Origin of the sequence: Amycolatopsis sp. WAC 04197, assembly GCF_003947475.1 — a bacterium.
In the GTDB taxonomy this organism is placed as follows: domain Bacteria; phylum Actinomycetota; class Actinomycetes; order Mycobacteriales; family Pseudonocardiaceae; genus Amycolatopsis; species Amycolatopsis japonica.
In genome coordinates this window covers 13,772-35,186 of sequence record NZ_QHJK01000007.1, presented here as the reverse complement: position 1 = coordinate 35,186, position 21,415 = coordinate 13,772, and the positions used below count along the sequence as shown (strand labels likewise).

General features: G+C 68.9%; 18 protein-coding genes. 9 read left to right on the top strand and 9 right to left on the bottom strand.

Going from position 1 to position 21,415, the window contains the following annotated elements; genetic code table 11:
- Positions 1-27 precede the first annotated feature (27 nt).
- A complete protein-coding gene (locus DMC64_RS24260) occupies positions 28-939 on the top strand; it encodes an NADP-dependent oxidoreductase (protein WP_125735409.1) in 912 nt (303 codons plus the stop codon).
- A gap of 32 nt (positions 940-971) precedes the next feature.
- Here the strand turns inward: DMC64_RS24260 and DMC64_RS24255 are convergent, their stop codons facing one another.
- On the bottom strand, positions 972-1,466 hold the full coding sequence (locus tag DMC64_RS24255; protein WP_125735408.1) for a hypothetical protein: 495 nt from the start codon (positions 1,464-1,466) through the stop codon (positions 972-974).
- A gap of 262 nt (positions 1,467-1,728) precedes the next feature.
- On the opposite strand from DMC64_RS24255, the gene DMC64_RS24250 reads away from it, so the two are divergent.
- Positions 1,729-2,982, top strand: coding sequence for an HNH endonuclease signature motif containing protein (locus tag DMC64_RS24250; RefSeq protein ID WP_125735407.1), 1,254 nt, complete (start codon positions 1,729-1,731; stop codon positions 2,980-2,982).
- A 259-nt stretch (positions 2,983-3,241) separates the two neighbouring features.
- On the opposite strand, the gene DMC64_RS24245 is transcribed toward DMC64_RS24250, so the two are convergent.
- The 4 genes from DMC64_RS24245 to pstC are packed head-to-tail and all read right to left on the bottom strand — an operon-like array spanning position 3,242 to position 7,735.
- Positions 3,242-4,777, bottom strand: a complete 1,536-nt coding sequence (locus tag DMC64_RS24245) for a substrate-binding domain-containing protein (RefSeq protein ID WP_199755079.1) — start codon at positions 4,775-4,777, stop codon at positions 3,242-3,244.
- Complete coding sequence (locus tag DMC64_RS24240; protein WP_199755099.1) at positions 4,774-5,565, bottom strand: phosphate ABC transporter ATP-binding protein; 792 nt, start codon at positions 5,563-5,565, stop codon at positions 4,774-4,776. The genes DMC64_RS24245 and DMC64_RS24240 overlap by 4 nt, the downstream gene beginning before the upstream one ends.
- Before the next feature lie 50 nt (positions 5,566-5,615).
- Positions 5,616-6,749, bottom strand: coding sequence for a phosphate ABC transporter permease PstA (pstA, locus tag DMC64_RS24235; RefSeq protein ID WP_125735405.1), 1,134 nt, complete (start codon positions 6,747-6,749; stop codon positions 5,616-5,618).
- Positions 6,746-7,735, bottom strand: a complete 990-nt coding sequence (pstC, locus tag DMC64_RS24230) for a phosphate ABC transporter permease subunit PstC (protein WP_125735404.1) — start codon at positions 7,733-7,735, stop codon at positions 6,746-6,748. The genes pstA and pstC overlap by 4 nt, the downstream gene beginning before the upstream one ends.
- Positions 7,736-7,923: 188 nt before the next feature.
- Here pstC and DMC64_RS24225 point away from each other — a divergent pair, with 188 nt between their 5' ends.
- The 3 genes from DMC64_RS24225 (at position 7,924) to DMC64_RS24215 (ending at position 13,253) form a co-directional block, all read left to right on the top strand.
- Positions 7,924-10,272: a hypothetical protein gene (locus tag DMC64_RS24225; protein ID WP_233629793.1), complete on the top strand. Its 2,349-nt coding sequence runs from the start codon at positions 7,924-7,926 to the stop codon at positions 10,270-10,272.
- Complete coding sequence (locus DMC64_RS24220; RefSeq protein WP_199755078.1) at positions 10,269-11,153, top strand: sortase; 885 nt, start codon at positions 10,269-10,271, stop codon at positions 11,151-11,153. The genes DMC64_RS24225 and DMC64_RS24220 overlap by 4 nt, the downstream gene beginning before the upstream one ends.
- A gap of 207 nt (positions 11,154-11,360) precedes the next feature.
- Positions 11,361-13,253 carry a S8 family serine peptidase gene (locus tag DMC64_RS24215; RefSeq protein WP_037346872.1) on the top strand — a complete coding sequence of 631 codons (1,893 nt, stop codon included), beginning with the start codon at positions 11,361-11,363 and terminating at the stop codon, positions 13,251-13,253.
- Between the two features lie 70 nt (positions 13,254-13,323).
- Here DMC64_RS24215 and DMC64_RS24210 read toward each other — a convergent pair whose 3' ends face one another.
- Both DMC64_RS24210 and DMC64_RS24205 read right to left on the bottom strand, forming a co-directional pair.
- Positions 13,324-14,412, bottom strand: coding sequence for a substrate-binding domain-containing protein (locus DMC64_RS24210; RefSeq protein ID WP_125735403.1), 1,089 nt, complete (start codon positions 14,410-14,412; stop codon positions 13,324-13,326).
- 156 nt (positions 14,413-14,568) lie between these two features.
- Positions 14,569-14,994, bottom strand: coding sequence for a DUF1508 domain-containing protein (locus DMC64_RS24205; RefSeq protein ID WP_125735402.1), 426 nt, complete (start codon positions 14,992-14,994; stop codon positions 14,569-14,571).
- Positions 14,995-15,165: 171 nt separating this feature from the next.
- On the opposite strand from DMC64_RS24205, the gene DMC64_RS24200 reads away from it, so the two are divergent.
- A complete protein-coding gene (locus tag DMC64_RS24200) occupies positions 15,166-15,906 on the top strand; it encodes an SDR family oxidoreductase (RefSeq protein WP_038517549.1) in 741 nt (246 codons plus the stop codon).
- 128 nt (positions 15,907-16,034) lie between these two features.
- On the opposite strand, the gene DMC64_RS24195 is transcribed toward DMC64_RS24200, so the two are convergent.
- On the bottom strand, positions 16,035-17,069 hold the full coding sequence (locus tag DMC64_RS24195) for an SDR family oxidoreductase (RefSeq protein WP_125735401.1): 1,035 nt from the start codon (positions 17,067-17,069) through the stop codon (positions 16,035-16,037).
- 71 nt (positions 17,070-17,140) lie between these two features.
- Between DMC64_RS24195 and DMC64_RS24190 the strand changes: the two genes are divergently transcribed.
- Positions 17,141-18,040 carry a LysR family transcriptional regulator gene (locus DMC64_RS24190; protein ID WP_125735400.1) on the top strand — a complete coding sequence of 300 codons (900 nt, stop codon included), beginning with the start codon at positions 17,141-17,143 and terminating at the stop codon, positions 18,038-18,040.
- Here the strand turns inward: DMC64_RS24190 and DMC64_RS24185 are convergent.
- Positions 18,020-19,456: an ABC transporter substrate-binding protein gene (locus DMC64_RS24185; protein ID WP_199755077.1), complete on the bottom strand. Its 1,437-nt coding sequence runs from the start codon at positions 19,454-19,456 to the stop codon at positions 18,020-18,022. The genes DMC64_RS24190 and DMC64_RS24185 overlap by 21 nt on opposite strands.
- A 118-nt stretch (positions 19,457-19,574) precedes the next feature.
- Between DMC64_RS24185 and DMC64_RS24180 the strand changes: the two genes are divergently transcribed.
- Together DMC64_RS24180 and DMC64_RS24175 are read left to right on the top strand one after the other, a co-directional pair.
- Complete coding sequence (locus DMC64_RS24180; RefSeq protein WP_125735398.1) at positions 19,575-20,912, top strand: LVIVD repeat-containing protein; 1,338 nt, start codon at positions 19,575-19,577, stop codon at positions 20,910-20,912.
- Between the two features lie 14 nt (positions 20,913-20,926).
- On the top strand, positions 20,927-21,364 hold the full coding sequence (locus DMC64_RS24175; protein ID WP_125735397.1) for a hypothetical protein: 438 nt from the start codon (positions 20,927-20,929) through the stop codon (positions 21,362-21,364).
- Positions 21,365-21,415: the final 51 nt, after the last annotated feature.

The window sequence follows — 21,415 nt, the reverse complement described above, 5'->3', positions numbered from 1 at the left end:
CAGCTGGGGAACGAGCGGAGGAACGAGATGAAAGCGGCCGCGTTCACGGAAGCCGGTGGCCCGGAGGTGCTCCGGGTGCTGGAGCTGGAGGAGCCGCACGCCGGGGCGGGGGAGGTCCGGGTGCGGGTGAAGGCGGCGGGGGTGCAGCCGTATGACGCGGCCGTGCGGGCGGGCTGGGAACCCGCGGGGTTCGAGCTGCGTTGGCCGCGTGTCCCGGGGAACGAGTTCGCCGGGGTCGTCGACGAGGTCGGTTCCGGGGTTACCGGCCTCGTCGCGGGGGCGGAGGTGCTCGGGTTCACCGCGGTGCAGGCGTACGCCGAGTACATCGTGGTGCCCGCGGAGAACGTCACGCCGAAGCCGGCGGAGATGCCGTGGGAGGTCGCGGGCGGGTTCACCGCCGGGACGCAGACGGCGTACCTCGCGTTGGACGCTCTGCGTGTCGCCCGTGGTGAGACGCTGCTGATCCACGGGGCCGCGGGCGCGGTGGGCACGGCCGCCGTCCAGCTCGCCGTGCTGCGCGGCGCGAAGGTGATCGGGACGGCGAGTGAGGCGAACCAGGACTACGTCCGTTCGCTCGGCGCCGAACCGGTGGTCTACGGCGACGGCCTCGCCGACCGGGTGCGGGCGCTCGCTCCCGCCGGGATCGACGCGGCGCTGGACGGTGCGGGCGGGGAGGCCTTCGATCTGTCGCTGGAGCTGGTCGGGAATCCGGACCGCGTGCTCACGCTGGTCGAGCACGGGCGTGCGCCCGAGGCGGGGGCGCGGGTGGTCACCGGCACGCGGTCGGCCGAGCGGCTGGGGATGCTGGCGTCGTTGTACGCCAAGGGGGAACTGCGCTTCCTCGTGCGGCGGACGTATCCGTTCACCGAGGCCGCGGCGGCGCATCGGGAGATCGAGACCGGGCACGGACGCGGGAAGATCGTGCTGACCTTCCCTTAAAGGGCTGGCCGGGGGCGTGGGGACGCCCCCGGTCAGGTGCAGGAAACGCTGACGATCTTGACGGAGACCTTGGTCTTCGAGGACGGCGTCGAAAGTACGGATCGGTGCGCGGTCACGCTCGTTCCGACGAAACTGAGGGTATCGGTGACCGTGCCCGATTCGTCGCCCGTGATGTCGTAGGTCATCGAGCACATTCCGTGGCTCGACAGGGTTTCCGCGGAGCCTTTGTAGGTCAAGGCGGGTTCGACGACCACGTTGCAGCCGGCGGAGCCGAAGCATTGTTTGGAATAGGTTTTCAGGTCGAGGGTGAAATCCGCCGGAGTGAGCGGCGGAGCACTGGTCGTCGTCGGTGCCACGTAGGCGGGAGGGGTCGCGCGTGTGGTGCTCTCGTAGGAGCCGTCGGCCAGGACCCAGCCGTTGACTCCTTGGCAGGGCGGCTTGAGCGCCTGGTCCCGGCAAGGTGACGCGGTCGACCTCGACGCGCCGGCCTTCCCATTGCGTTCGTTGCCGAGCAGTACGAAGGTCAAAGTCGCTGAGAGCGCTGCGACGACGATTGCGGCGGCGAGTATCCAAGGCCATCGTCGAGGTTTGCCCGGACGTGTCGCCGGTTCGGGTGGGATGTACATGGCGTTCTCCCGCTTCTGGTGGTACTTGCCGGACGTACTCGCTCGTTCCGCGCGCGGTGTTACGACACGTTCTGTCGATATCACCCTTCAGTGGGAAATGCGCTCTTTGATTGTTGCTTAAAATTACGAACACGTGTTCGATTGATTGCGGTACTATGGAGTCGTGTCCGAGACCTTTCTTCCCGAGTTGCCGCAGGAGCTGTGGCGCGCCGGCAAGCTGGAGCTTGCTCATGGTGTGCAGCAGTCGTTGCAGGTGATCCGGATGGCGACCGCTTGTCTGGGGCGGTTTCTGGCGGAGATCGAGTCTCGGGGCGTCAAAGACTTGTATGGGCATGGCAGTACGGCGAGCTGGTTCGCGGATCTGGCGGGGCTGTCGCGGGGTGAGGCGGGTGCGGTGGTGAAGCGGGCGCTCGCCCTGAATCCGACGCGGGCTTTGGATGGCACGGAGGTTCCGCCGGTCGCACCGGCGACTGCTGCGGTGGCGGCTCGGGGGTTGGTCGGGGATGAGCGGATCGATCAGATCCTGGAGATTTTGAAACGGCTCCCTGCCGATATTTCGGCCGAGGATCGGGAGAGTGCGGAGAAGATCCTCGCCGAGCTTGCTCCGAATGCCGGCCCTCGGCAGCTCGCTAACGCCGAGGCGAAACTGCTGGGCTGGCTCAACCCTGACGGCAACGAACCCAAAGACCCCGAACCGAAGGAACCGCGCCGCGAAATCACCCTAGAGCGGCGTAAGGACGGCTTCTGGAAGCTGACAGGTCTGCTCGATGATGAGACCGGGGCTCGCACGGCGGCGGCGTTGGAGGCGCATGCGCAGCCGCGGCCGGTGGACGAGTTCGGGCAGGCGGATCTGCGGATGAAGTGCGAGCGCTTGGGAGACGCGTGGGCCGAGTTGCTCGATCTGGCGATCGCGTGCCCTGATCAGCCCGGCACCAGCGGCTACCGGACCCTCGTCCACGTGACCATCGGGCTTGAGGAACTCAAATCGGGTCTCGGGACCGCTTGCCTGGACTTTGTGGGGACGATGACGGCGCGGGAAGCTCGGCTCGCCGCTTGTGATTGCCTGATGTTGCCGGTGGTGATGGGTGCCTCAGGTGAACCCTTGGATATGGGGCGCCTCCGAAGATTCGTCACGCCCGGCCAACGACGCGCACTCAACATCCGCGACGGTGGTTGTGCCTTCCCCGGGTGTCATCGGAAACCCAAGAACTGCCACGCTCATCATATTGAGCACTGGGCAGACGGAGGACCCACCGATCTCCGGAACCTAGTTCTCCTGTGTGGCTTCCATCATCGGCTGATTCATCACGGTGACTGGGAAGTCCGGATGGCGGCCGACGGGTTACCGGAGTTCATCCCACCCCAGTACAGGGATCCGCTTCGAAAACCTAGGCGCAACACCCTGCACCACGTTTGAACGCCGAGGAGCCCGCCAGTCACCCAGGCGACGGGCCCTTCGGCATGCCCGCAGACGGTGACTGTGTGGATTTCGGGACATCTGACGTCCCAAAATCCACACAGTCCATCGCCACCGGACCGGTCACGACCGAAACACCGGCACCCGAAACCCTGATCCCCTCAGGCCCAACCCGGCATCACGTTTGAACTCCGATGAGCCCGCCAGCCACCCAGGCGACGGGCCCCTCGGCATTCTCGGCGCGGCCGGGACTGGCCACTCACGACCCTCGCACCTTCCTCACCACCCCGCGCACCACCAAAGGCGTCACGATCGCGACGAAGAGCACCAGCGCCGCCCAGCCGCCAAAGCCCCCGAACCCGCCCTCGTCGTAGGACGCCGGGGCGGCTTCCCGCCAGTTCTTCGAGCCGCCGCCCGCCGACTCCTCGTCGGCGTTCGCCGTCGCGGTCGCGGTCTTGTCGCCGGCGGCCGGACCAGCGGCGGGACCGGCGGAGGACTTGGGGCCCGAGGTGGCGGCCTTGGGTTTGCCGTCCGGGGCGATGATCCCGGCGGTCACCAGTGGATCGGGCGGGCTGGCCGCGCCGGCGCCGAGGCTGCCGTGGAAGGTCGGGTTGCCGCAGTTGCCCGCGGTCAGCTGTTTCGCCGGTTGCCCGGTGAGCCGCGCGTTGGAGTTCATGATCTCCTGCGACAGGTTGGGCGGCAGCGGCGAGTAGCCGATCCGGGCCATGTTGATCTGGCCGTCGCAGGCGACGTGTTCGAGGAAGGCGGTGATCGTGTCGGTCTTGCCCTGGTCGCCGTAGCCGCCGCGGCAGGTGTCCCGGCCGTTGGTGCACGGCATCATCACGTACGAGTACGCCGAGATCGGATACGACTTCGGATCGGTGTTCGAGTAGACCTTGTCCAGTTTCTGGCTCAGGTCCGGCCGCAGTTCCGCGTGCTTCAGCGCGGCCGCGATGTTCTCCGCGTAGGGCTGCGTGTACTGGCCCGCGCCGTTCTGCACCCAGGCCGCGGGTACCTGGTACCGCTGGGCGTAGGCGAATTCGTCGTAGCCGATGGAGAACGGGATGGTCGCGTTGTCCATGGCCGTCGCGATCTGGTCGGAATCCGCGAGCAGCCGGTACCACTCGGCGTCCGGACCTTGTCCGGGAAGCTGGATGGGGCGGACGCCCGCGGGCAGGTTCCCCATCCCGTTCCCGACGTTGCGGGAGACGAACCGGTTGTAGGCATCGGGTGCCGCGTGCGCGATGAAGTCGTAGAACAGCGCCGTCGTCCCCGATTGCCCGGTCCGGCCGACCAGGGTGATGGGCTGATCGGGCAAGGACTTCCCGCCGTTGGTCGCGGTGATGGCGGGATCGCTCCAGCGGGTGATGTCCCGGCTGAAGATCCGGCCGATCGCCTCGCGGCTGAGGTGCAGGTAGTCGACGCGTTTCCCGGCCTGGTCGTTGACGTTGTACATCAGCGCGATGGCGCCGGCGACGTCCGGGACGTACTGGTAGCCGCGGGTCTGCGCGGACAGCCCGCCGCCGCCCGCCGCGATGAGCGAGGAAACCTCGGCTTCGGTCCCGGCGAAGTCGACGGTCCGGTCGCCGAACTGGTTGACCCCGGCGGGGGAGTTGTTGGCCGAGTAGTTGACCGGGATACCGCGTGACGTCGCGCCGTTCTGCCAGTCGTTCATCGCCGGGCCGACGTAGCTGGAGCCGGAGCCGGTGATCCTGGTGAGCGCCGCCGCGCCGGGGGCGGTGGCCACGGAGACCGAGAACAGCAACGCCATCACCGCGGCCAGCCTCGTGATCATCCGAATCGCCCGTTCACGTAGTCGTAGGTCCGTTCGTCCGAAGGTGCGTTGAAGATGGTGTCCGTCGGCCCGTGTTCGATCACCCGGCCGGGTTCGTTCTCGGCCGCGAGGAAGAACGCGCAGTGATCCGAAACCCGTTGGGCCTGCTGCATGTTGTGCGTGACGATGACGACCGTCACCTCGTGCCCGATCTCGGCGATGGTCTGCTCGATCCGCCGGGTCGACGTCGGGTCGAGCGCCGAGCAGGGCTCGTCCATCAGCAGCACGTTCGGCTGCACGGCCAGCGACCGCGCGATGCAGAGCCGCTGCTGCTGCCCGCCGGACAGCGCGCCGCCGGGGGAACCGAGCCGGTCGCGGACCTCGCGCCACAGCCCGGCCCGCTCCAGGCTCTGCTCGACGAGCGCGTCCTTGTCGCCGCATTTGACGCCGGCGAGTTTCAGCCCGGCCAGCACGTTGTCGCGAATGGACATCGCCGGGAACGGGTTCGGTTTCTGGAACACCATGCCGATCCGCAGCCGGACCTGCTGCGGACGGGTCCCGTCGGCGTAGATGTCCTTGCCGTCCAACAGGACCTCGCCGGTCAGCGACGCCGACGGCACCAGCTCGTGCATCCGGTTCAGGATGCGCAGGAAGGTCGACTTGCCGCAGCCGGAGGGGCCGATGAGCGCGGTCACCTCCTTGGCGGGCATCCGCAGCGAAACCCCTTCGAGCACCAGACGGTCACCGAACCAGGCACCGATCTCGCGGCACTCGAGTTCCGCCGCGCCGGGCGGCGGCCCGCCGGTCAGTGCGACCAGCGGGCGCGCCGGACTGTCCACGTAGGACACTTCAGTGTCGGTCACCGGTTCTCCTGTGTCTTGACGGTGGTTCTCTTCGACTTGCGTTTCGACCGGTCGCGGCCCACCACCCGGGCGATCGCGAACAGGCCGAAGATGAGCAGGATCAGCACGAGCGCGCCGACGTAGCCGCGCTGCTGGACGTTCTCCAGCGGCTGCTTGATGAAGCGGTAGATGAACAGCGGGATGCTCTCCTGCGGATCGGAGAACGGGTTCGCGTTCATGCCCAGCGCGCCGAACGAGGTGAACAGCAGCGGCGCCGTTTCGCCCGCCACGCGGGCGATACCGAGGATCACGGCGGTGGTGACGCCGGTCCTGGCGGTCGGCAGCACCACCGACCACACCGTGCGGGCCCGGCTCGCACCGAGCGCCAGCGACGCCTCGCGCAGGCCGTCCGGGACGAGCCGGAGCACGACGTCCACGGTCCGGGTGACGGTCGGCAGCATCACCATCGTCAAGGCGAGGGTGGCCATCATCCCGTTGTAGCTGAACAATCCCACGCCCGCCTGGATACCGGGGATGATCAGCGCCGCGTAGACGAACAGACCGGCCACAATGGACGGAAGGCCGCTCATCGCGTCGACCATGATCCGCACCGGACGGCGGAACCGTGACCGTGTCTCGTTCAGGAACACCGCGGTGAGCACGCCCAGCGGGACGACGAGGACCAACGTGAGCGCGGTCTGTTCGAGCGTGCCGACGACGGCGTGCAAACCACCGGTGTCGGTCACCGGATCGGTCGGCGCGACGGCGGACATGTCGTGGGTGAAGAAGCCCGGCCGCAGGTACGGCGCGCCCTCGGCGACGATGTAGATCAACAGCGACAGCAGCGGCGCGAGCAGGACCAGCGCCCCGGTGACGACGATGGTGGACACGAGCCGGTCGGACGCGGCGAGCTTGCCCAGCCGGTCGCGGGTGACCAGGTACAGCATCGCCAGGTAGAGCAGGTACGCGACGATCAGGTCGGCCAGCCAGCCGGGGGAATCCAGCAGCAGATGCATGACGAACCAGGTGAGCAGCGTGGCCGACACCGCGCAGCCGAGCGCCGCGAGCCGGTCCTGCCTGGTCGTCTCCGACGGGCGGCGTTTGACGAGCTTGCGCGGCGGGGTCACCGGGGGAGTCAAGGTCGCGGTCATGCGTCCACTCCCGCGCCGGACCGGCTCTTGGAGATGATCACCGACGCGGTGAAGTTCGTCGCCAGGGTGAACACGAACAGCACCAGGCCCGCGGCCATCAGCCCGGACAGCGCGAGCCCGGACGCGCCGGAGTTGTTGGCGATGAACCCGGAGATCGTCGCGCCGCCGAACTGGACGAGATGTTTCGTGATCTCCGGAACCTGCGGCAGCAGCAGGGAAACGGCGATCGTCTCGCCGAGCGCGCGGCCGAGCCCGAGCATCGAACCGCCGATGACGCCGCCGCGGCCGAACGGCAGCACCACGGTTTTGACCATGCCCCAGCGCGTGCTGCCCAGCGCGAGCGCCGCCTCCTTCTCCCCGGGCGGTGTCTGCGCGAACACCTCCCGGATCACCGAGGTCGTGATCGGCAGGACCATCAGCGAGACCACCAGGCCCGCGATGAACATGGACTGGATGTACAGCGCGTTCTCCTTGGCCGAGAACACCGGGATCCAGCCGAGGTTTTCGGTGAGCCACGACGAGACCGGCACGATCTGCGGTCCGAGGAAGGCGAACCCCCACAGGCCGTACAGCAGGCTCGGGATCGCGGCGAGCAGGTCGACCAGCCCGGTCAGGAAGCCGCGGATCCGCCCGCTGGAGTATTCCGTGATGAACAGTGCGGCCAGGACGCTCAGCGGGACCGCGATCAGGACCGCGATCAGCGCCACCACGATCGTCCCGTACAGCAGGCCGAGTACGCCGAGGACACCCGAAGCCGGATCGAACCGGATCGTGGTGAAGAAGCCGAAACCGCTGGAGTCGAACGCCGGCCCGGACCGGTAGACGAGGAAGAAGCCGATGACCACGAGGATCGCCAGCATGGTCAGCCCGGCGCCGGTGGTGACGCGGCGGAACGCGCGGTCGGCCCGCGACAGGACTTCGGTGATCGCCCGCCGCGCCGGGATCCCGGGCGGCGACGGGTCGGGCCGGGGTGGCGCGATGGTCACGAGCGGCCTTCCTTCGTGTTGGCGGGTAAAAGGAGTCGAGGGCACACCACTTCGCCCCCCGATGCGGCCAGTATGTGGTGCCCGCGCCCGGGAAAGGTGTCCACACGGAGAACGCCCGACGGGACGTGTGTGAATCAGTGCGGGGGACCCGTTGACCCCCGCCGGGTGATTCGTGGACGTTGGGTCCCGTGAAATCTGGGGAGTCGTCCGTGTTCCTGTTCCGCGCGAGACGAGCCGGGATCGTGCTGCTCTGCGGGATACTCGCGGTCGCGGGGGTGTCCGTTCCCGCCGCGCAGGCGCAAGCGCCCGCGAATCCGCCGTATCGGCTCAAGACCGAACCCGCCGATCTTTCGGCGGTCCAGAACGGCGATCCACTGCGGATCACGCTTTCGGGATTGCCCAAGGGGGCCAAGGCGAAGCTCGTCATCTGCCCGAAAGACGTGCCGGACAACCTCATGAAGAAGGTGTACGTCCCGCCGTGGCCCAAGGACAGCACCCTGCTCACCCGGGTGCAGTCCTACTGCCAGGACGAATTCGGCGACGAATTCACCGGCAAGGCCGCGGGGATGCAGTCGATGGAAAGGGTGCGGAGCAGCACGACCGGCGACATCGCCTTCGACACGACGATTCCGCGCGGTACCTTGCGCCCGCACGCGGTGGCCTGGGACCCGCTTTACACCACCTATGAAAAAGCGGTGAATCCCGGCGACAAATTCCCCAAGGTGCCGTGGGCGGACAATCCCGTCGTCGTCGATCCGGTGACCGGCGCGAAGACCAGAAGGCAGTATTCGTTCACCTGCGACGAGAACAATCCCTGCACCGTCACGATCCAGATCACCGCGCAGGACGCGACGGGCAAGACGGTGACCTGGGTCGACGAGTCGATCAAGTTCACCCCGTACCTGCCGGGGATCGGCGTCAAGGGCTGCAAGGGGATCGGCCGGAACACGCTCAACGCCAGCATGCCGGAGCGGCTCGGCCGGGCCGCGGTCGCCTGGAACCAGGCGCTGTGCGCGCCCACCCAGGCCGATCAGCCCGCCAACATCGTGAGCGAGACCGAGGACACCGGGCTGACCGCGTTCGACAAGGGCACCTCCGATCTCCTGATCACCGGCAGCGGGAACGCGCTGGCCGCCCAGACGGTGCGGTCCAGGGAATACGTCCCCGTCGGGGTCAACGCGGCGGTGATCGCCGCGGTCGGCTGGTCACCGACCGACGTCAACGACGAAGGGAACCCGCTCGGCTCGAAGCTCGCCGCCACGATGTCGTTCACCACCACCGAGCTGGCGCACATGTTCACGAAAGGCGGGCAGAACCCCGACGCCAACGGCCGGGGCGGCGTCTTCAAGAACGGTTCGCCGCTGGTCGAGCGCAATCCCGCGCTCTCGGCGATCAAGGACGGGCAGCCCGCCGGCGTGATCGCGGTGAACCGCCGGGCCGGCTACGGCGGAAGCCCGGACTTCTTCGGGGTCACCGGGGAATCGGGGGCGGGCACGATCCCGTTCGCGCTGAGCAAGCTCCTCGCCACGACGGCGCCGGAGGCGTGGGTCTTCCCGGCGCTGGGCACCGACTATTTCGGCGAGCTGAGCGGGAAGTCGCCCGGGGTGATCTCCGATCTCAGCGCGCTCGATCCCGGCAAGTCGCGGGTGAACAACGTCGACGCGAAAACCGGGCAGCTGTCGGTGCGCAAGACCGTGGACAACGCGGTCGTCGGCCGCGGCGCGGACTGCGCGGGCGGCTGCTTGAACTGGGTGATCACCGATCTCGCGACGGCGACGGTCAACCGCTGGACGCCGGTGGCGCTCCCGGACGGCAAGGGGAACTTCGTCGCGCCGACCGAGCAGAGCCTGCAGCTGGCGGCCGATTCGATGAAGGTCGGGCCCGACGGGACGGCCGAGACCGGCACCGTCACCAAGGACGGCGCCTACCCGCTCACCTTCGTCGAGTACATGGCCGTTCCGGTCAACCCGCTGATCGACGCGACTTGCAAGCCGATGAAGGAGAAGCAGGACCAGCTGAAGGCGTTCGCCGGTCTCGCGGCCGGATTCGGACAGGCGTTGCTTCCGCCCGGAATGGCCCGGCTGACCCCGGGATTGGCCGCGACCGCCGCGGAACGCGTCGGCAAGATCGGCACCGGGACCGCCGAAAAGGCCTGTCAGGAAAAGGAAGAGGCGAAGAATCCGCCGCCACCGGGCGCGAACGGGGCCACGCAGGCGTCGAACGCCTCGCTCACCGGCCCGTCCGGTGGTCCGGGCTCGTCGGCCGGGACTCCCTCGGCCGCCACCGGACCCGCGCCGGCGGCCGCCCCGACACCCGAAAGCGTGGCGGCGGCGAAGAACCTCGCCGAGTCGATCGACATCCCGAAGTTCGCCGGTGCCGGCGCGCTCGGTGCCTTGATCCCGTTGGTGGCCTTGGTGATCCTGGCGACCTTGCCGTCCGCGACGGCGTATCTCGCGGCAGGCAGGCCGGTGCCGTCCTGGTTGACGAGGGCGTTGGCCGCTCTCCTGCGGCGTAGGCAGTCGGGTGGCGCGGCGTGAACACCGAAGTGGAGGAAAGGCGGTTCCTGCGGTTCGGTCCCGGTTGGATCGGCGCGGTCGTGTTCGCCTGGCTGGTCACCACCCTGGTCGCGCTGGCGCTGGTCGTCTACGCGCTGGGCCCGATGCTCCAGTCGAGTGATCAGCGGAAGGCCCTGACCGAGATCCGGGGTGAGATCGGCGTGGCGCTGGGTGCCAGCCAAAGCCTCTTCGGGTCCGCGCCGCCCGCGAAACCTGCCGAGTTCGGCAGGCCGGTGGCGGTCATGGAGATCCCCGCCCTCAAGGTGCAGCAGGTCGTCATCGAGGGCGCTTCGAGCGGGGAAACCGCGTCCGGACCAGGGCACGTGCCGGGGACGGCCGGGCTGGGGCAGCCGGGCAACGCGGTGATCGCCGCCCGGAACGCCGGATTCGGCGGCCCGTTCGGCTCGCTCGGCGCCCTGGAGAACGGCGACGAGATCGTCGTCGCGACCACGCAGGGCAAGTCCGTTTACCGGGTGACCGGCAAGGCCACCCGCCCCCTCGACGAGGGCACCGACTACGGCAAGACCGAAAACGACCGGCTGACCTTGGTGACGTCGGCGTCGTGGTGGCCGCTGGCCGCCGAGGAGGCGACGGTGGTGACCGCCGTCCTGGAGGGCAGGCCCTTCCGGCCGAGCCCGCAGAACGGCCGGGCGGACGCGCAGGACGGCCGCACCGGCGACGGCGACGCGTGGGCCGGGCTGGTGCTGGCCTTCGGCGGATTCGTGGTCGCGGCGGCCGGGGCGACATTCCTTTATCGCCGTTGGCGTCCGGTTTCGACCTATGTCATCACCGGGCCGGTGCTGCTCACTCTCGCCGCGCTCGCGGCGCTGGCGTTGTGGCGGCTGTTCCCCGCCTGGGCGTAAACCGGATATCGGTCTTTTCGGACCGAAATCGTTCCCAGGATGTGGATCATCCCCCGATCCAGACTTTGGTCGGTGGACTCGTCACGGATCGCTCTTTAGATTCTCCCCATTACACCCGGTCAGGGTAATTCATTCGGGCGGCCGAAGGGATTCCTGTTGCGGGCTGTGTCGTGTGGGCAGTGCTTTTGAAAAGCCAGGGAGATTTCGATGAGCAGATTCAGCCGGGTGGTCACATGCTCGGTTCCGGTCGCGGTCGGCGCTTTGCTGCTGTCGACGGCGGTTTCCGGCGCCCAACCGTCGGAGGAGGCGCGCACGCAGGCCGGGATCACCGCACTGCAGAGCATCAAGAAGAGCCTCACCCCGGCTGAGCGCAAGCAGTCGAGCCAGCTCGTCGTCGAGAAGCGCCTGCGCGCCGACAAGGGCCTGGCGGGCAAGCTGCCCGAATACCGGACCGGACTGGGCGTCAGCGACGCCGGCACGGTCGCGGTGGACATCAAGGGCGCCGGACAGTCCCTGGTGGACGCCGTCAAGGCGGCGGGCGGCACCGTCCGTTACGCCTCTCCCGCCGGCGCGATCCGCGCCGACCTCCCGCTGAACGCCGTCGACGCGATCGCCGGACGCGGGGACGTCGCCGAGGTCAAGGCCGCTTCCCAGGCCATGACCTGGAACGAATCCGCGCAGCAGGACCGGCGGCAGGCCGCGGTCAAGCAGACCGCCGCCGCGCTGCAGGTCGCCGAGGGCGACAAGGCGCACGGCAACGACACTGCCCGCACCAAGTACGGCGTCACCGGCGCGGGCCAGAAGGTCTGCGTGCTTTCCGACGGCATCAAATCCCTGAAGGCGTCCCAGACCGCGGGCGAGCTCCCCGCCGTCGACGTCCTCCCCGGCCAGGCGGGCAGCGGTGACGAGGGCACCGCGATGCTGGAGATCATCCACGACATGGCGCCCGGCGCCGCGCTCGGTTTCGCCACCGCGTTCACCAGCGAGCAGAGCTTCGCCGACAACATCCGCGCCCTGCGCACCACCGGCAAGTGCACGATCATCGTCGACGACGTGTCCTACTTCGACGAGTCGCCGTTCCAGGACGGCCCGGTCGCGCAGGCCGTCAACGACGTGACCGCGGCCGGCGTGCTCTACTTCTCCTCCGCGGGGAACTCGGGCAACCTGACCGACGGCACCAGCGGCTACTACGAGGGCGACTTCCGCGGCTCCAGCAGCAAGATCTCCGGGATCACCGGCACACCGCACGACTTCGACCCGAGCACCACGACCCAGCTGTACAACGCGCTGTCGCCGAACTCGGTCGGCCGCTACGTCACCCTGTTCTGGTCCGACCCGTGGGGCAAGGCCACCAGCGACTACGACCTGTTCGTCCTGAACTCGTCCGGTTCGGTCGTCGCCTCCAGCGAGGGCTCGCAGAACGGCACCCAGAACCCGTACGAGATCGCCCAGGTCCCGGCCAGCGGCTCGGGCTTCAAGGTCGCCGTGGTCAAGTACAGCGGCTCCGACCGGTTCATCGCGCTCAACGTGATCCGCGGCCGCTTCGTCACCTCGGGTGCGCTGAAAGCCTTCAGCACCAACGGTGTCACCTCCGGCCACTCGGCCGCCGTCAACGCCTTCAGTGTCGCGGCCGCTCCGGCCGCCGGTGCCTTCGGCCGCGCGCTCGAGACCGGTGACCCGGCGAACCCGGCCGGCCCGTACCCGGGTCTGTTCACCTCGGCCAGCAAGTGGGAACGGTTCACTTCGGACGGTCGCCGTCACCAGTTCTACAACCCGGACGGTTCGGTGATCACCCCCGGCAACGTGTCCTCGACCGGTGGTGCCACGCGCAACAAGCCGGACATCACCGCGGCCGACGGCGTCGCGACTTCGGTGAGCGGTTTCCAGCCGTTCTTCGGGACCTCGGCCGCCGCGCCGAGCGCCGCCGCGATCGCCGCGCTGCTGAAGCAGGGCAAGCCGGCCGCGACCCCGGCGGAGATCCGGAACGCGCTCGTGTCGACCGCGATCGACCTCGGTGCCCCCGGTTTCGACCCGGTCACCGGCGCGGGCGTGATCATGACCGGCCCGGCGCTCGCCGCGCTGGGCGTCGCCCCCAAGTAGCACTTCCCGCGTGAAGGCCCCCTTCCCTCGGCTCAGCCGAGGGAAGGGGGCCTTTACGCGCTAGGAGGAGTCAGGACTTGACGCAGGACAGGCCGTTCGGGCCCGACACGGTCAGGAAGCCGTACCGCTTGATGGTGGTGGCGAGCTGGCCGCCGCACAGCGGGCTGGCCGTCGAGGCCGTGTCACCGTCGTCGAAGCCGACGGCGCGCTTGGCCTGGTCGTAGCTGGGGGTGCGGGAGTCGACGATGTTGTAGACGCTGCGCGAGCCCAGGAACGCGGTGGTGAACGCCGGGGTGTAGTTGCCCGCGGAACCGGCGACCGGGGAGCCGTTGAAGCCGGCACCGGTCAGCGGGTTGACGGTGAAGCCCGCCCGCTTGTCGGCGACGACCGTGTTGCCCTGCGCGATCCACTGCGCGATGGAGAACGGCGCGATGGCGGTGGCGCGGTCGGCGGCCGGGATGGAGTTGCCGTCGTGCTCCTGGAAGCGCTTGATGGTGACCGGCTTGGTGGTCGGGTCGAAGCCGAGGACGGTACCGGTGAAGAAGCTCAGCGTGCCGGAACCGGTCTGCGGCAGGTAGACCTTGATGGGAGAGTTGGCGCCGCCGACCTGGTTCCAGTTGGTGATGGAGCCGTCGTAGATGCCGCGCAGCTGCGCCAGGGTGAGGGTCAGGCCCGCGCCCGAACCGGTGGCCGACGAGGCCCAGGTGACACCGTCGGTGGCGAAGGCGAAGTACTCGAAGGTGCCGGGGTCGGACGAGCCGCGGGCCGAGGACGACCGCGCGATGTCGATCTTGCCGTCACCCGCTTCGGCGGAGGCCTTCAGCGCGGCCTTGCCCTGCGAGGAACCGTTCGGGGCCGGGTTGCCGGCGCTGTAGACGACCTCGTCGGCGAACGGGTCGGCCGGGACGGTGAAGGTCTGGGTGCCGGACAGCAGCGGCGGCACGTTGACGAAGTTGTCGGGGTCGCTGTTCCAGGCGCCGCCGTTCGCGTTCGCCAGGATCGCGCCGGTGATGTCGACGGTGGTGTCCGAGCCCGCCGCGGCGATGACCTCGGAAAGGCCGTTGGCGGGGGCGACCGCCGAGGCGGTGCCGGTCAGGGTGAGGCAGGCACACGTGGCGATCGCGGTGGCGCCGAGAAACCGAGTGGTACGAGCACGCATCTTGTTTGCACTCTTTCTCTAGTCCCCAAGTAGTCGCGGGATTCCGTGACTTGGCACAATCCTCGCTCCGCGACACTGTCCGGCGGCGGTGCTTCGCGTTCCCGCCCGACGTCATGGTGGTTAATCTCCGGGGAACGCACTTTCCGTGATCGGCCGTCACGGAGAACGATTCGGTGAATGTCCGCCGGAATCGCGACGGTATTTCCGGCGCCAATCGGCGATCGTCTCGATTCCTTCGTCGATGGACGCTTCGGTGGTGGCCGAGCGGAACCGGTCGAGGCCGCGCTGCGCCTCGATACGTCTTCCGTAGGCATGGCTGGCGATCGCGACGAGCCGGTCGCCGGTGTGCAGGCGCCAGCGCCAGCGACCGCCGCTGAGATGACTGAAATCGCTGGTCAGTTCGGAAATATGCGTGCTGAGCCAGGCGATCGCGACAAGGCATTCCTCGGCTCGCGGATAGTCTTCGGGCGCCGATCCCAGTGACACGTTGTTGCCGCCGAGCAGCCGCCATCGCAGGGTCTGCTCACCGGTCTGGACGAGTTGAAAGCGTGGATTCTTCGCTACTGAATTCCCCCTGGTCACATCCCGTGAATCGCCGCCATGTGGTGAAGGGGTTACCGGATCCGCTTAAGGCGCGACGGCCGACGGGTGAACGTTTTCCCCCGGCGGCGGCGCGCTAGCCTGAACGGACGCGGGTAATCGGAAAAAAATCACCGAGCCGGTCCGCTCCGGCACGGTCTGCGAGGAGGATCGATGGGCAACGGCAGGATCGCGGTCGTCACCGGGGCGGGTTCCGGGCTCGGCAGGGAGATCTCCCGCGCGTTGCTCGGCGCCGGCTACCGGGTCGCCCTCGCCGGCCGCCGCGCGGACGCGCTGGCCGAGACCGCCGACGGCGCGGCGGACGCGCTTCCCGTGCCCACCGACGTCGGCGATCCCGATTCCGTCGCGGCGCTGTTCGAGACCGTCCGCGCCCGGTGGGGGCGGCTGGACCTCCTGGTGAACAACGCGGGCGTGTCCGTGGGCGGGACCGTCGACGAACTGTCCTTCGCGGACTGGAAACGCGCCGTCGACACCAACCTGACCGGGATGTTCCTGTGCGCGCAACAGGCCGTGCGGCTGATGAAGGCGCAGGATCCGCGCGGTGGCCGGATCATCAACAACGGTTCCATCTCCGCGCACGCCCCGCGCCCCGCGTCCGTCGCCTACACCGCGACGAAACACGCGGTCACCGGGCTGACGAAGTCGATCTCCCTCGACGGCCGCGCCTGGAATGTCGCATGTGGACAGATCGACATCGGCAACGCGGCCACCGAGATGACGCTGCGGATGGCCGACGGGATCCCGCAGGCCGACGGCAGCGTCAAGGCCGAGCCGACCTTCGACGCCCGGCACGTCGCGGACGCCGTGCTGTACATGGCCGGGCTGCCGCTGGACGCGAACGTCGGATTTCTGACCGTCACGGCGACCGCGATGCCGTACATCGGGCGGGGCTAGGTCCGGCCAGCGTGGGTCGGGTTGGTCGTGAGTGGTAAGTGCCGTTAGAACGACACTTACCACTCACGACCAACTTGACCCACCTGTGCCTGCCAGTGCGGCACCTTCGGCTCACGACCACCCGCAGCTCACGGGATCACCTTCGCCTTGCGGAACTCGTCGAACAGCCGGAAGAACATCTCCGGCGTCTCGGCGTACTCGTGGAAACCGGCGCGCCGCGCCTTCGAGCCGTCCGCGAACATGTCGTAGTCCCAGCCGAACACGAAGTCCGCGAACGCCCACGACGACGAAACGGCGCTGTACGGCACTTCGAGGCCGTACTTCGCGGCGATCGACGTCCAGAGTTCTTCCTTGTCCGCCATGACGACGTCCAGCGACATCGGCAGCGGCGGCGCCACCTCCAGGTCGAAGTAGCGCGCGATCCGCGGCCAGAGGTCGTTCCACCGGAACAGATCCCCGTTCGCGATGTTGTACGCCTCGTTCTCCGATCCGGTGGCCCAGACGGTGGCCTTCGCCAGCAGTCCGGCGTCGGTCATCTCCAGGAGACTGTCGTACGCGCCGGGTTTGCCCGGGAACCGCAGCGGCAGGCCGAGTTCCTTCGAGATCGACGCGTAGACCGCGATGGCCAGCGCCAGGTTCATCGGGTTGCCCAGCGCGGTCCCGCCGACGACCGACGGCCGGATCGCCGACCACGTCCAGGGCTTTCCGGCCTGGCGTCGCTCCAGGAACTGCTGCTGGTCCACGTTGAACTCGGGCGGCATGTGCCCGGCGTCGTCCTCGCGCGCCGGGGTCTTGAACGGGCCGAGGTGGGCGCCGTAGACCTTGTAGCCCTGCATGAGGCTGATATGCCGCAGGCCGGTCGCGACGGGTTCGATCGCGTCGACGAGGTTGGTCAGCATCGCCAGGTTCGGCGGGACCAGCTCGGCCCAGGTCGGCTTGTCGACATAGGCCGCGTAGAACACGTGCGTGACGTCGTCCAGGCCGCCGAGCTTCGCGCGGGTGTCGTCCGCGTCGAGCAGATCGACCGCGATCCGGCCGGGGCCGCCACGTCGCGACAGGCCGATGACGCGCCAGCCGGGCAGCGTCTCCAAATGGGCGATCAGGTTCTTGCCGATGACCCCGTTGGCCCCGGCGACCAGGGCGACCTTGCGTTCTTCGTTCATGTCTCCGAGCCTGGACCAGGCTGCGTGATAAGTCCAAGGCATAGATCTCACCACTCCGATAAACTCTCTTCATGACCAGTTTGCGGCAGCTCGAATACCTGGTGACCGTCGTCGACACCGGCTCCTTCACCAGGGCCGCCGAGTTGCTGCACGTGACGCAGCCCGCGCTCTCGCATCAGGTGCGCGCGCTGGAGAAAGGCGTCGGAGGCCCGCTGCTCGAACGGCTGCCGCGCAGCGTCCGGCTCACCCCGATGGGCCGCGCCATGCTGCCGCACGCCCGCGCCACCCTCGCCGACGCCGAACGCGCACGGTGCGCGGCCCGGCAGGCGTCGGGACTGGAAGCCGGAGAACTGCAGATCGCCACGGTCTACTCGGTCGGCCTCGGGGTCCTCCCCGCGGCGTTGCGGGTGTGGCGCCGCGAGCGGCCCGACGTCGACGTCCGGCTGGTGGAGTTCCGGCACGCGGACGAACTGCGGGAAGCGATGGCGGCGGGGGAGGCCGACGTCGCGGTCGGCCCGGTCCCGCCGGACTGGGACGGGCCGGTGCGCGAACTCGGGGTCGAGGAGTTCGTCGTCGTCCTGCCGATCGACGGGCCACGCGAGGACGACGGCACCGGCGTCGTCGACCTGGCGATCCTCGCCGACTGCGCGTGGGTGCACTACGCGCCGGGCAACGGCCTGGCCGACCTCGTCGACCAGGCCTGCGCCGCGGCGGGATTCCAGCCGAGGGCCGCGGTCCGCACCGAGCAGAGCGCCGCGGCCCCGCTGCTCGCGGCCGCGGGCCTGGGTCCCGCGCTGGTGCCCGCCAACGTGCTGCCCGAAGGTTTCCACGGCCGCGTCCTGCGGCCCGAGCCGGCGATCCACCGCACGCTCGCCGCCTATTGCCGCAGCACTCCCGACCCGCTGACCTCGGCCTTCATCGAAGTCGTCGCGGGGAAGTGCACGCTCGGGTCACCGCACGGAAATCCCTGAGAGGTCCACGCCGCCGAACGCCGTCGCCTTGACGTCGCCGACGCGGTCCGCCCAGACGGCGTGCCCGTGCCCGGACCACAGCGGGACGACCGGGAGATCCCGCAGCAACTGGTTCTCCACCAGCCGGTAGACCTCGCCGCTGTCGGCGGAGTCGGTCTCTTCGGCTGATTTCAGCAGGTCGGCGAATCCGTCGCTCTGGTAGCCGGTCGCCTTCACGATCTCGGCCAGTACTTCCTGCGGGCTCGGCGTCGTCAGTGCCACGTCGATCGCGAACGGTCCCTGCCCCGGTTCCGGGGCGAGCGGGACGCCGACGGCCTTGCCGACCTGCTCCGCGAGCGGGCGCAGCCAGCTCGCCTGCGACTGTCCGAAGTGGACCGGAGTGGCCGGGAACTCCGCCTGGGTCAGCAAGGATTTCGCGGCTCCGGCGTCGAAGGTGCAGGGACGGCACGTGCTGCTGCGCTCGCCAGGGGCGACGGCGGGCGGCAGCAGCGACTTCGCCGGATCCACCTGTTTGCCGAGCGCGCCGGCCTCCAAGGCCGCGCGGTCGATGCCGAGCCCGAAGCCGTGCCGGACGGTCGCGTCGGAGAAATGCGGTGCGCTCAAGGGAAAGCCGAGGTAGGCGACGGTGGGCAGGGCCCACATGACGTGCCGCTGCGCGAAATCCGCGTGCATGGCCTCGTGGCGATCGCCGGGCACGAAGGTGGAGAGGTCGAGTTTCCCGGCCTTGACCTCGTCGTACTGTGCCGCCGCGTCGCCGGTCTTCAGTTCGACCGTCCGCGCCTTGCCCGGTGCGTCGGCGACCCGGACCAGTTTGCCGCCCGACGGCTGCCACGCGCCGTCCAGCCGGAACGGCCCGTTGCCGACCGGCCGTTGCGCGAAGCCCGCCCAATCACGCGAAGCCAGCGCGGAAGCGGGCAGCGGGACCAGCGCGGGCGAGGAGAGCAGCGCCGGAACCTGCCCGGACGGCCGGTCGAGCACGAGCCGGATGGTCAGCGGGTCGGGTGCGGTGATCTCCTTGGCCCGCAAGAGCTCCTTGACGACCCGGGACGCCTGCCACCGCTCCGTGCCGATCGCCTTCCAGGTGTCCACATAGGACTGCGCGGTGACGGGGGTGCCGTCGTGGAACTTCCCGCCGTCCTTGAGCTTGACCGTCCACGTGACCCGGTCGGGGCTGGAGAAAGATTCGGCCGCCCGCGGTGCCGTCTTCCCCGTCGCCGGGTCGTAGTCCGCCAGCGGCATCCACAGCGCGCCGGTGACCATCCGTCCGGACTGGTCGCGGACGTCCGCGGGCAGCAGGGTCGCCGGGGCGGCCAGGCCCACGCGAAGGACGTCCGGTGCGGGCGGTTCGCCGGATTCGGTGCAGCCCGCCGCGACCAGGGCGGCGGCGAGGAGCGGGGCCAGAAGACGCAAGCGCATGAGGATGTCTTAGCAGTCCCACACCGAGCAGTCCCACAACCAATGGCGGTTGTGCGGGCAAAGTGACGATCATAGGGTGCGGGGACCAGCCTGGGAGGTTTCTGTGCGAGGAAACTGGTTGCTCCGTTCGTGTTTGGCGCTCACCACGGTCACCGCGACCTTGATCGCCACCGGATTGCCCGCCGCTGCCTGCGGCGAAGAGGACAAACCGGCCAGTGAGAAGGTCCGGGTCGCCGGTGCGCCCGGCGCGGTGAAGAACGTCAAGGCCGTCGGCAACGTGCCCGACGCGCAAGGCGCCATCGCCATGGGGTTCCTGCAGTACGGCAAACGTGACGTCATGGCGGTCTCCGGCGAGTTCGGCCTGAAGGTCTACGACCTGACGAAGAACCCCACCGCCCCGAAGCTGATCGGCGAGGTCAGCCTCCCCGGTCTGTGGGAGACCGAAGACACCGAGGTCGACGTCAAGCGCAAGCTCGTCTTCCTCGCGCGGGACCCGCGGGCCTACGGCGGCACCACGCAGACCGGCGAGTCCGGTATCTACATCATCGATCTGAAGAACCCGGACAAACCGGCGATTCTTAGCTACACCAAGGTGCCCGCCGGCCACACGACCAGCTGCGTCGACGACTGCCGGTACCTCTGGACCGGCGGTCCCGCGAAGGCCGCGAACCAGCCCGCGGACTGGGGCGGCCGCCCGATCTGGGTGACCGACATCCGCGATCCGCGCAACCCCAAGACGTTCCCGAACCCGATCGAACTCGCGCGCAACGACGGCAAGACCGACTACGTGCACGACGTCCAGGTCGACGACGAGGGCGTGGCGTGGGTGTCCGGGCGCGGTGGCGTCCGCGGCTACTGGACCAACGGCTACCACCGCGATCCCGTGCAGGGCAAGGTCCGTCGCGCGACGGCGTTCGACCCGGTGCCGTACGCGGGCGGCGGGATCGAGGAGACGGCGGCGCCGTCGAAGTTCATGCACAACAGCTTCCACCCGGCGGGACACCGCTCGGCCGACGGTGCCGACTCGAGCCGCTGGCACGGCCGCGACCTGATCTACGCCACCGAAGAGAGCTTCCTCGACGGCTGCGCCGGTGACGGCGTGCTGACGATCTCGTCGCTGCAGAACTCCTACAACGGCGAAGGCTGGCGCTCGACGCCGGAGAAGCCGTTCCGCCTCAAGTCCGTCGGCACCTGGAGCGTCGCCGGGCAGGAAGGCAGCGACCCGACGACGGGTGACTGCTCCGCGCACTACTTCGACGTCCGCGGCAAGGTCCTCGTGCAGTCGTTCTACACGCAGGGCACGCGTTTCCTCGACGTCAGCGACCCGACCGACCCGAAGCAGATCGCCTACTTCCGCCCGGCCGACGCCAGCGCGTGGGCGCCGTACTGGCACAAGGGTTACGTCTATGTCGCCGACAACACTCGCGGAATCGACATCCTGAAGCTCACCGCCTGAGCCAAGATGTCCCCATGCGCACCATGGGGAAGATGCTGGGAGTCACGGCCGCGATCGTCCTGATCGCGGCCTGTGACCCGGTCCCGCCGAAGGAAGTGGCCGTCCACACCGATCCGGCGCCGGTCGCCGAGACGTTCCCGGAGGTCGGCGAGATCGTCCAGGCGTCTTGGGTCGAGGAACGGATGGGCGCCTCCGAAGGGCGGGTCGCGGCGCCGGGGCCGTCCGACCTCCGGCTGTCCGCGTTGGTGAAGCTGCGTCCCGAGGCCGTCGCGAAGGTGCTGGACGGTTACAAATGCCAGGCGGGTTCCCCGGCGGTGCCCGAGCCCTTGAAAGGGCTGTTCCCGTCCGGGGTGAACTGGCTTTCCTGTGAGCTGCCCATGAACGGCAAGGCGCGGACCGCGTTCGTCGCGGACGGGTCCGAACAGGCCTTCCTGACTTCGACAACGATGTAACGGTTCTGTGGCGGAACTGTCGCGGGACCATCACGACAGTGGGATGATCCG

Coding starts and splice junctions, on each gene's coding strand:
- DMC64_RS24260 (WP_125735409.1), top strand. CDS start 28: ATGAAAGCGGCCGCGTTCACGGAAGCCGGTGGCCCGGAGGTGCTCCGG.
- DMC64_RS24245 (WP_199755079.1), bottom strand. CDS start 4,777: ATGATCACGAGGCTGGCCGCGGTGATGGCGTTGCTGTTCTCGGTCTCC.
- pstA (WP_125735405.1), bottom strand. CDS start 6,749: ATGACCGCGACCTTGACTCCCCCGGTGACCCCGCCGCGCAAGCTCGTC.
- DMC64_RS24215 (WP_037346872.1), top strand. CDS start 11,361: ATGAGCAGATTCAGCCGGGTGGTCACATGCTCGGTTCCGGTCGCGGTC.
- DMC64_RS24210 (WP_125735403.1), bottom strand. CDS start 14,412: ATGCGTGCTCGTACCACTCGGTTTCTCGGCGCCACCGCGATCGCCACG.
- DMC64_RS24200 (WP_038517549.1), top strand. CDS start 15,166: ATGGGCAACGGCAGGATCGCGGTCGTCACCGGGGCGGGTTCCGGGCTC.
- DMC64_RS24195 (WP_125735401.1), bottom strand. CDS start 17,069: ATGAACGAAGAACGCAAGGTCGCCCTGGTCGCCGGGGCCAACGGGGTC.
- DMC64_RS24190 (WP_125735400.1), top strand. CDS start 17,141: ATGACCAGTTTGCGGCAGCTCGAATACCTGGTGACCGTCGTCGACACC.
- DMC64_RS24185 (WP_199755077.1), bottom strand. CDS start 19,456: ATGCGCTTGCGTCTTCTGGCCCCGCTCCTCGCCGCCGCCCTGGTCGCG.
- DMC64_RS24175 (WP_125735397.1), top strand. CDS start 20,927: ATGCGCACCATGGGGAAGATGCTGGGAGTCACGGCCGCGATCGTCCTG.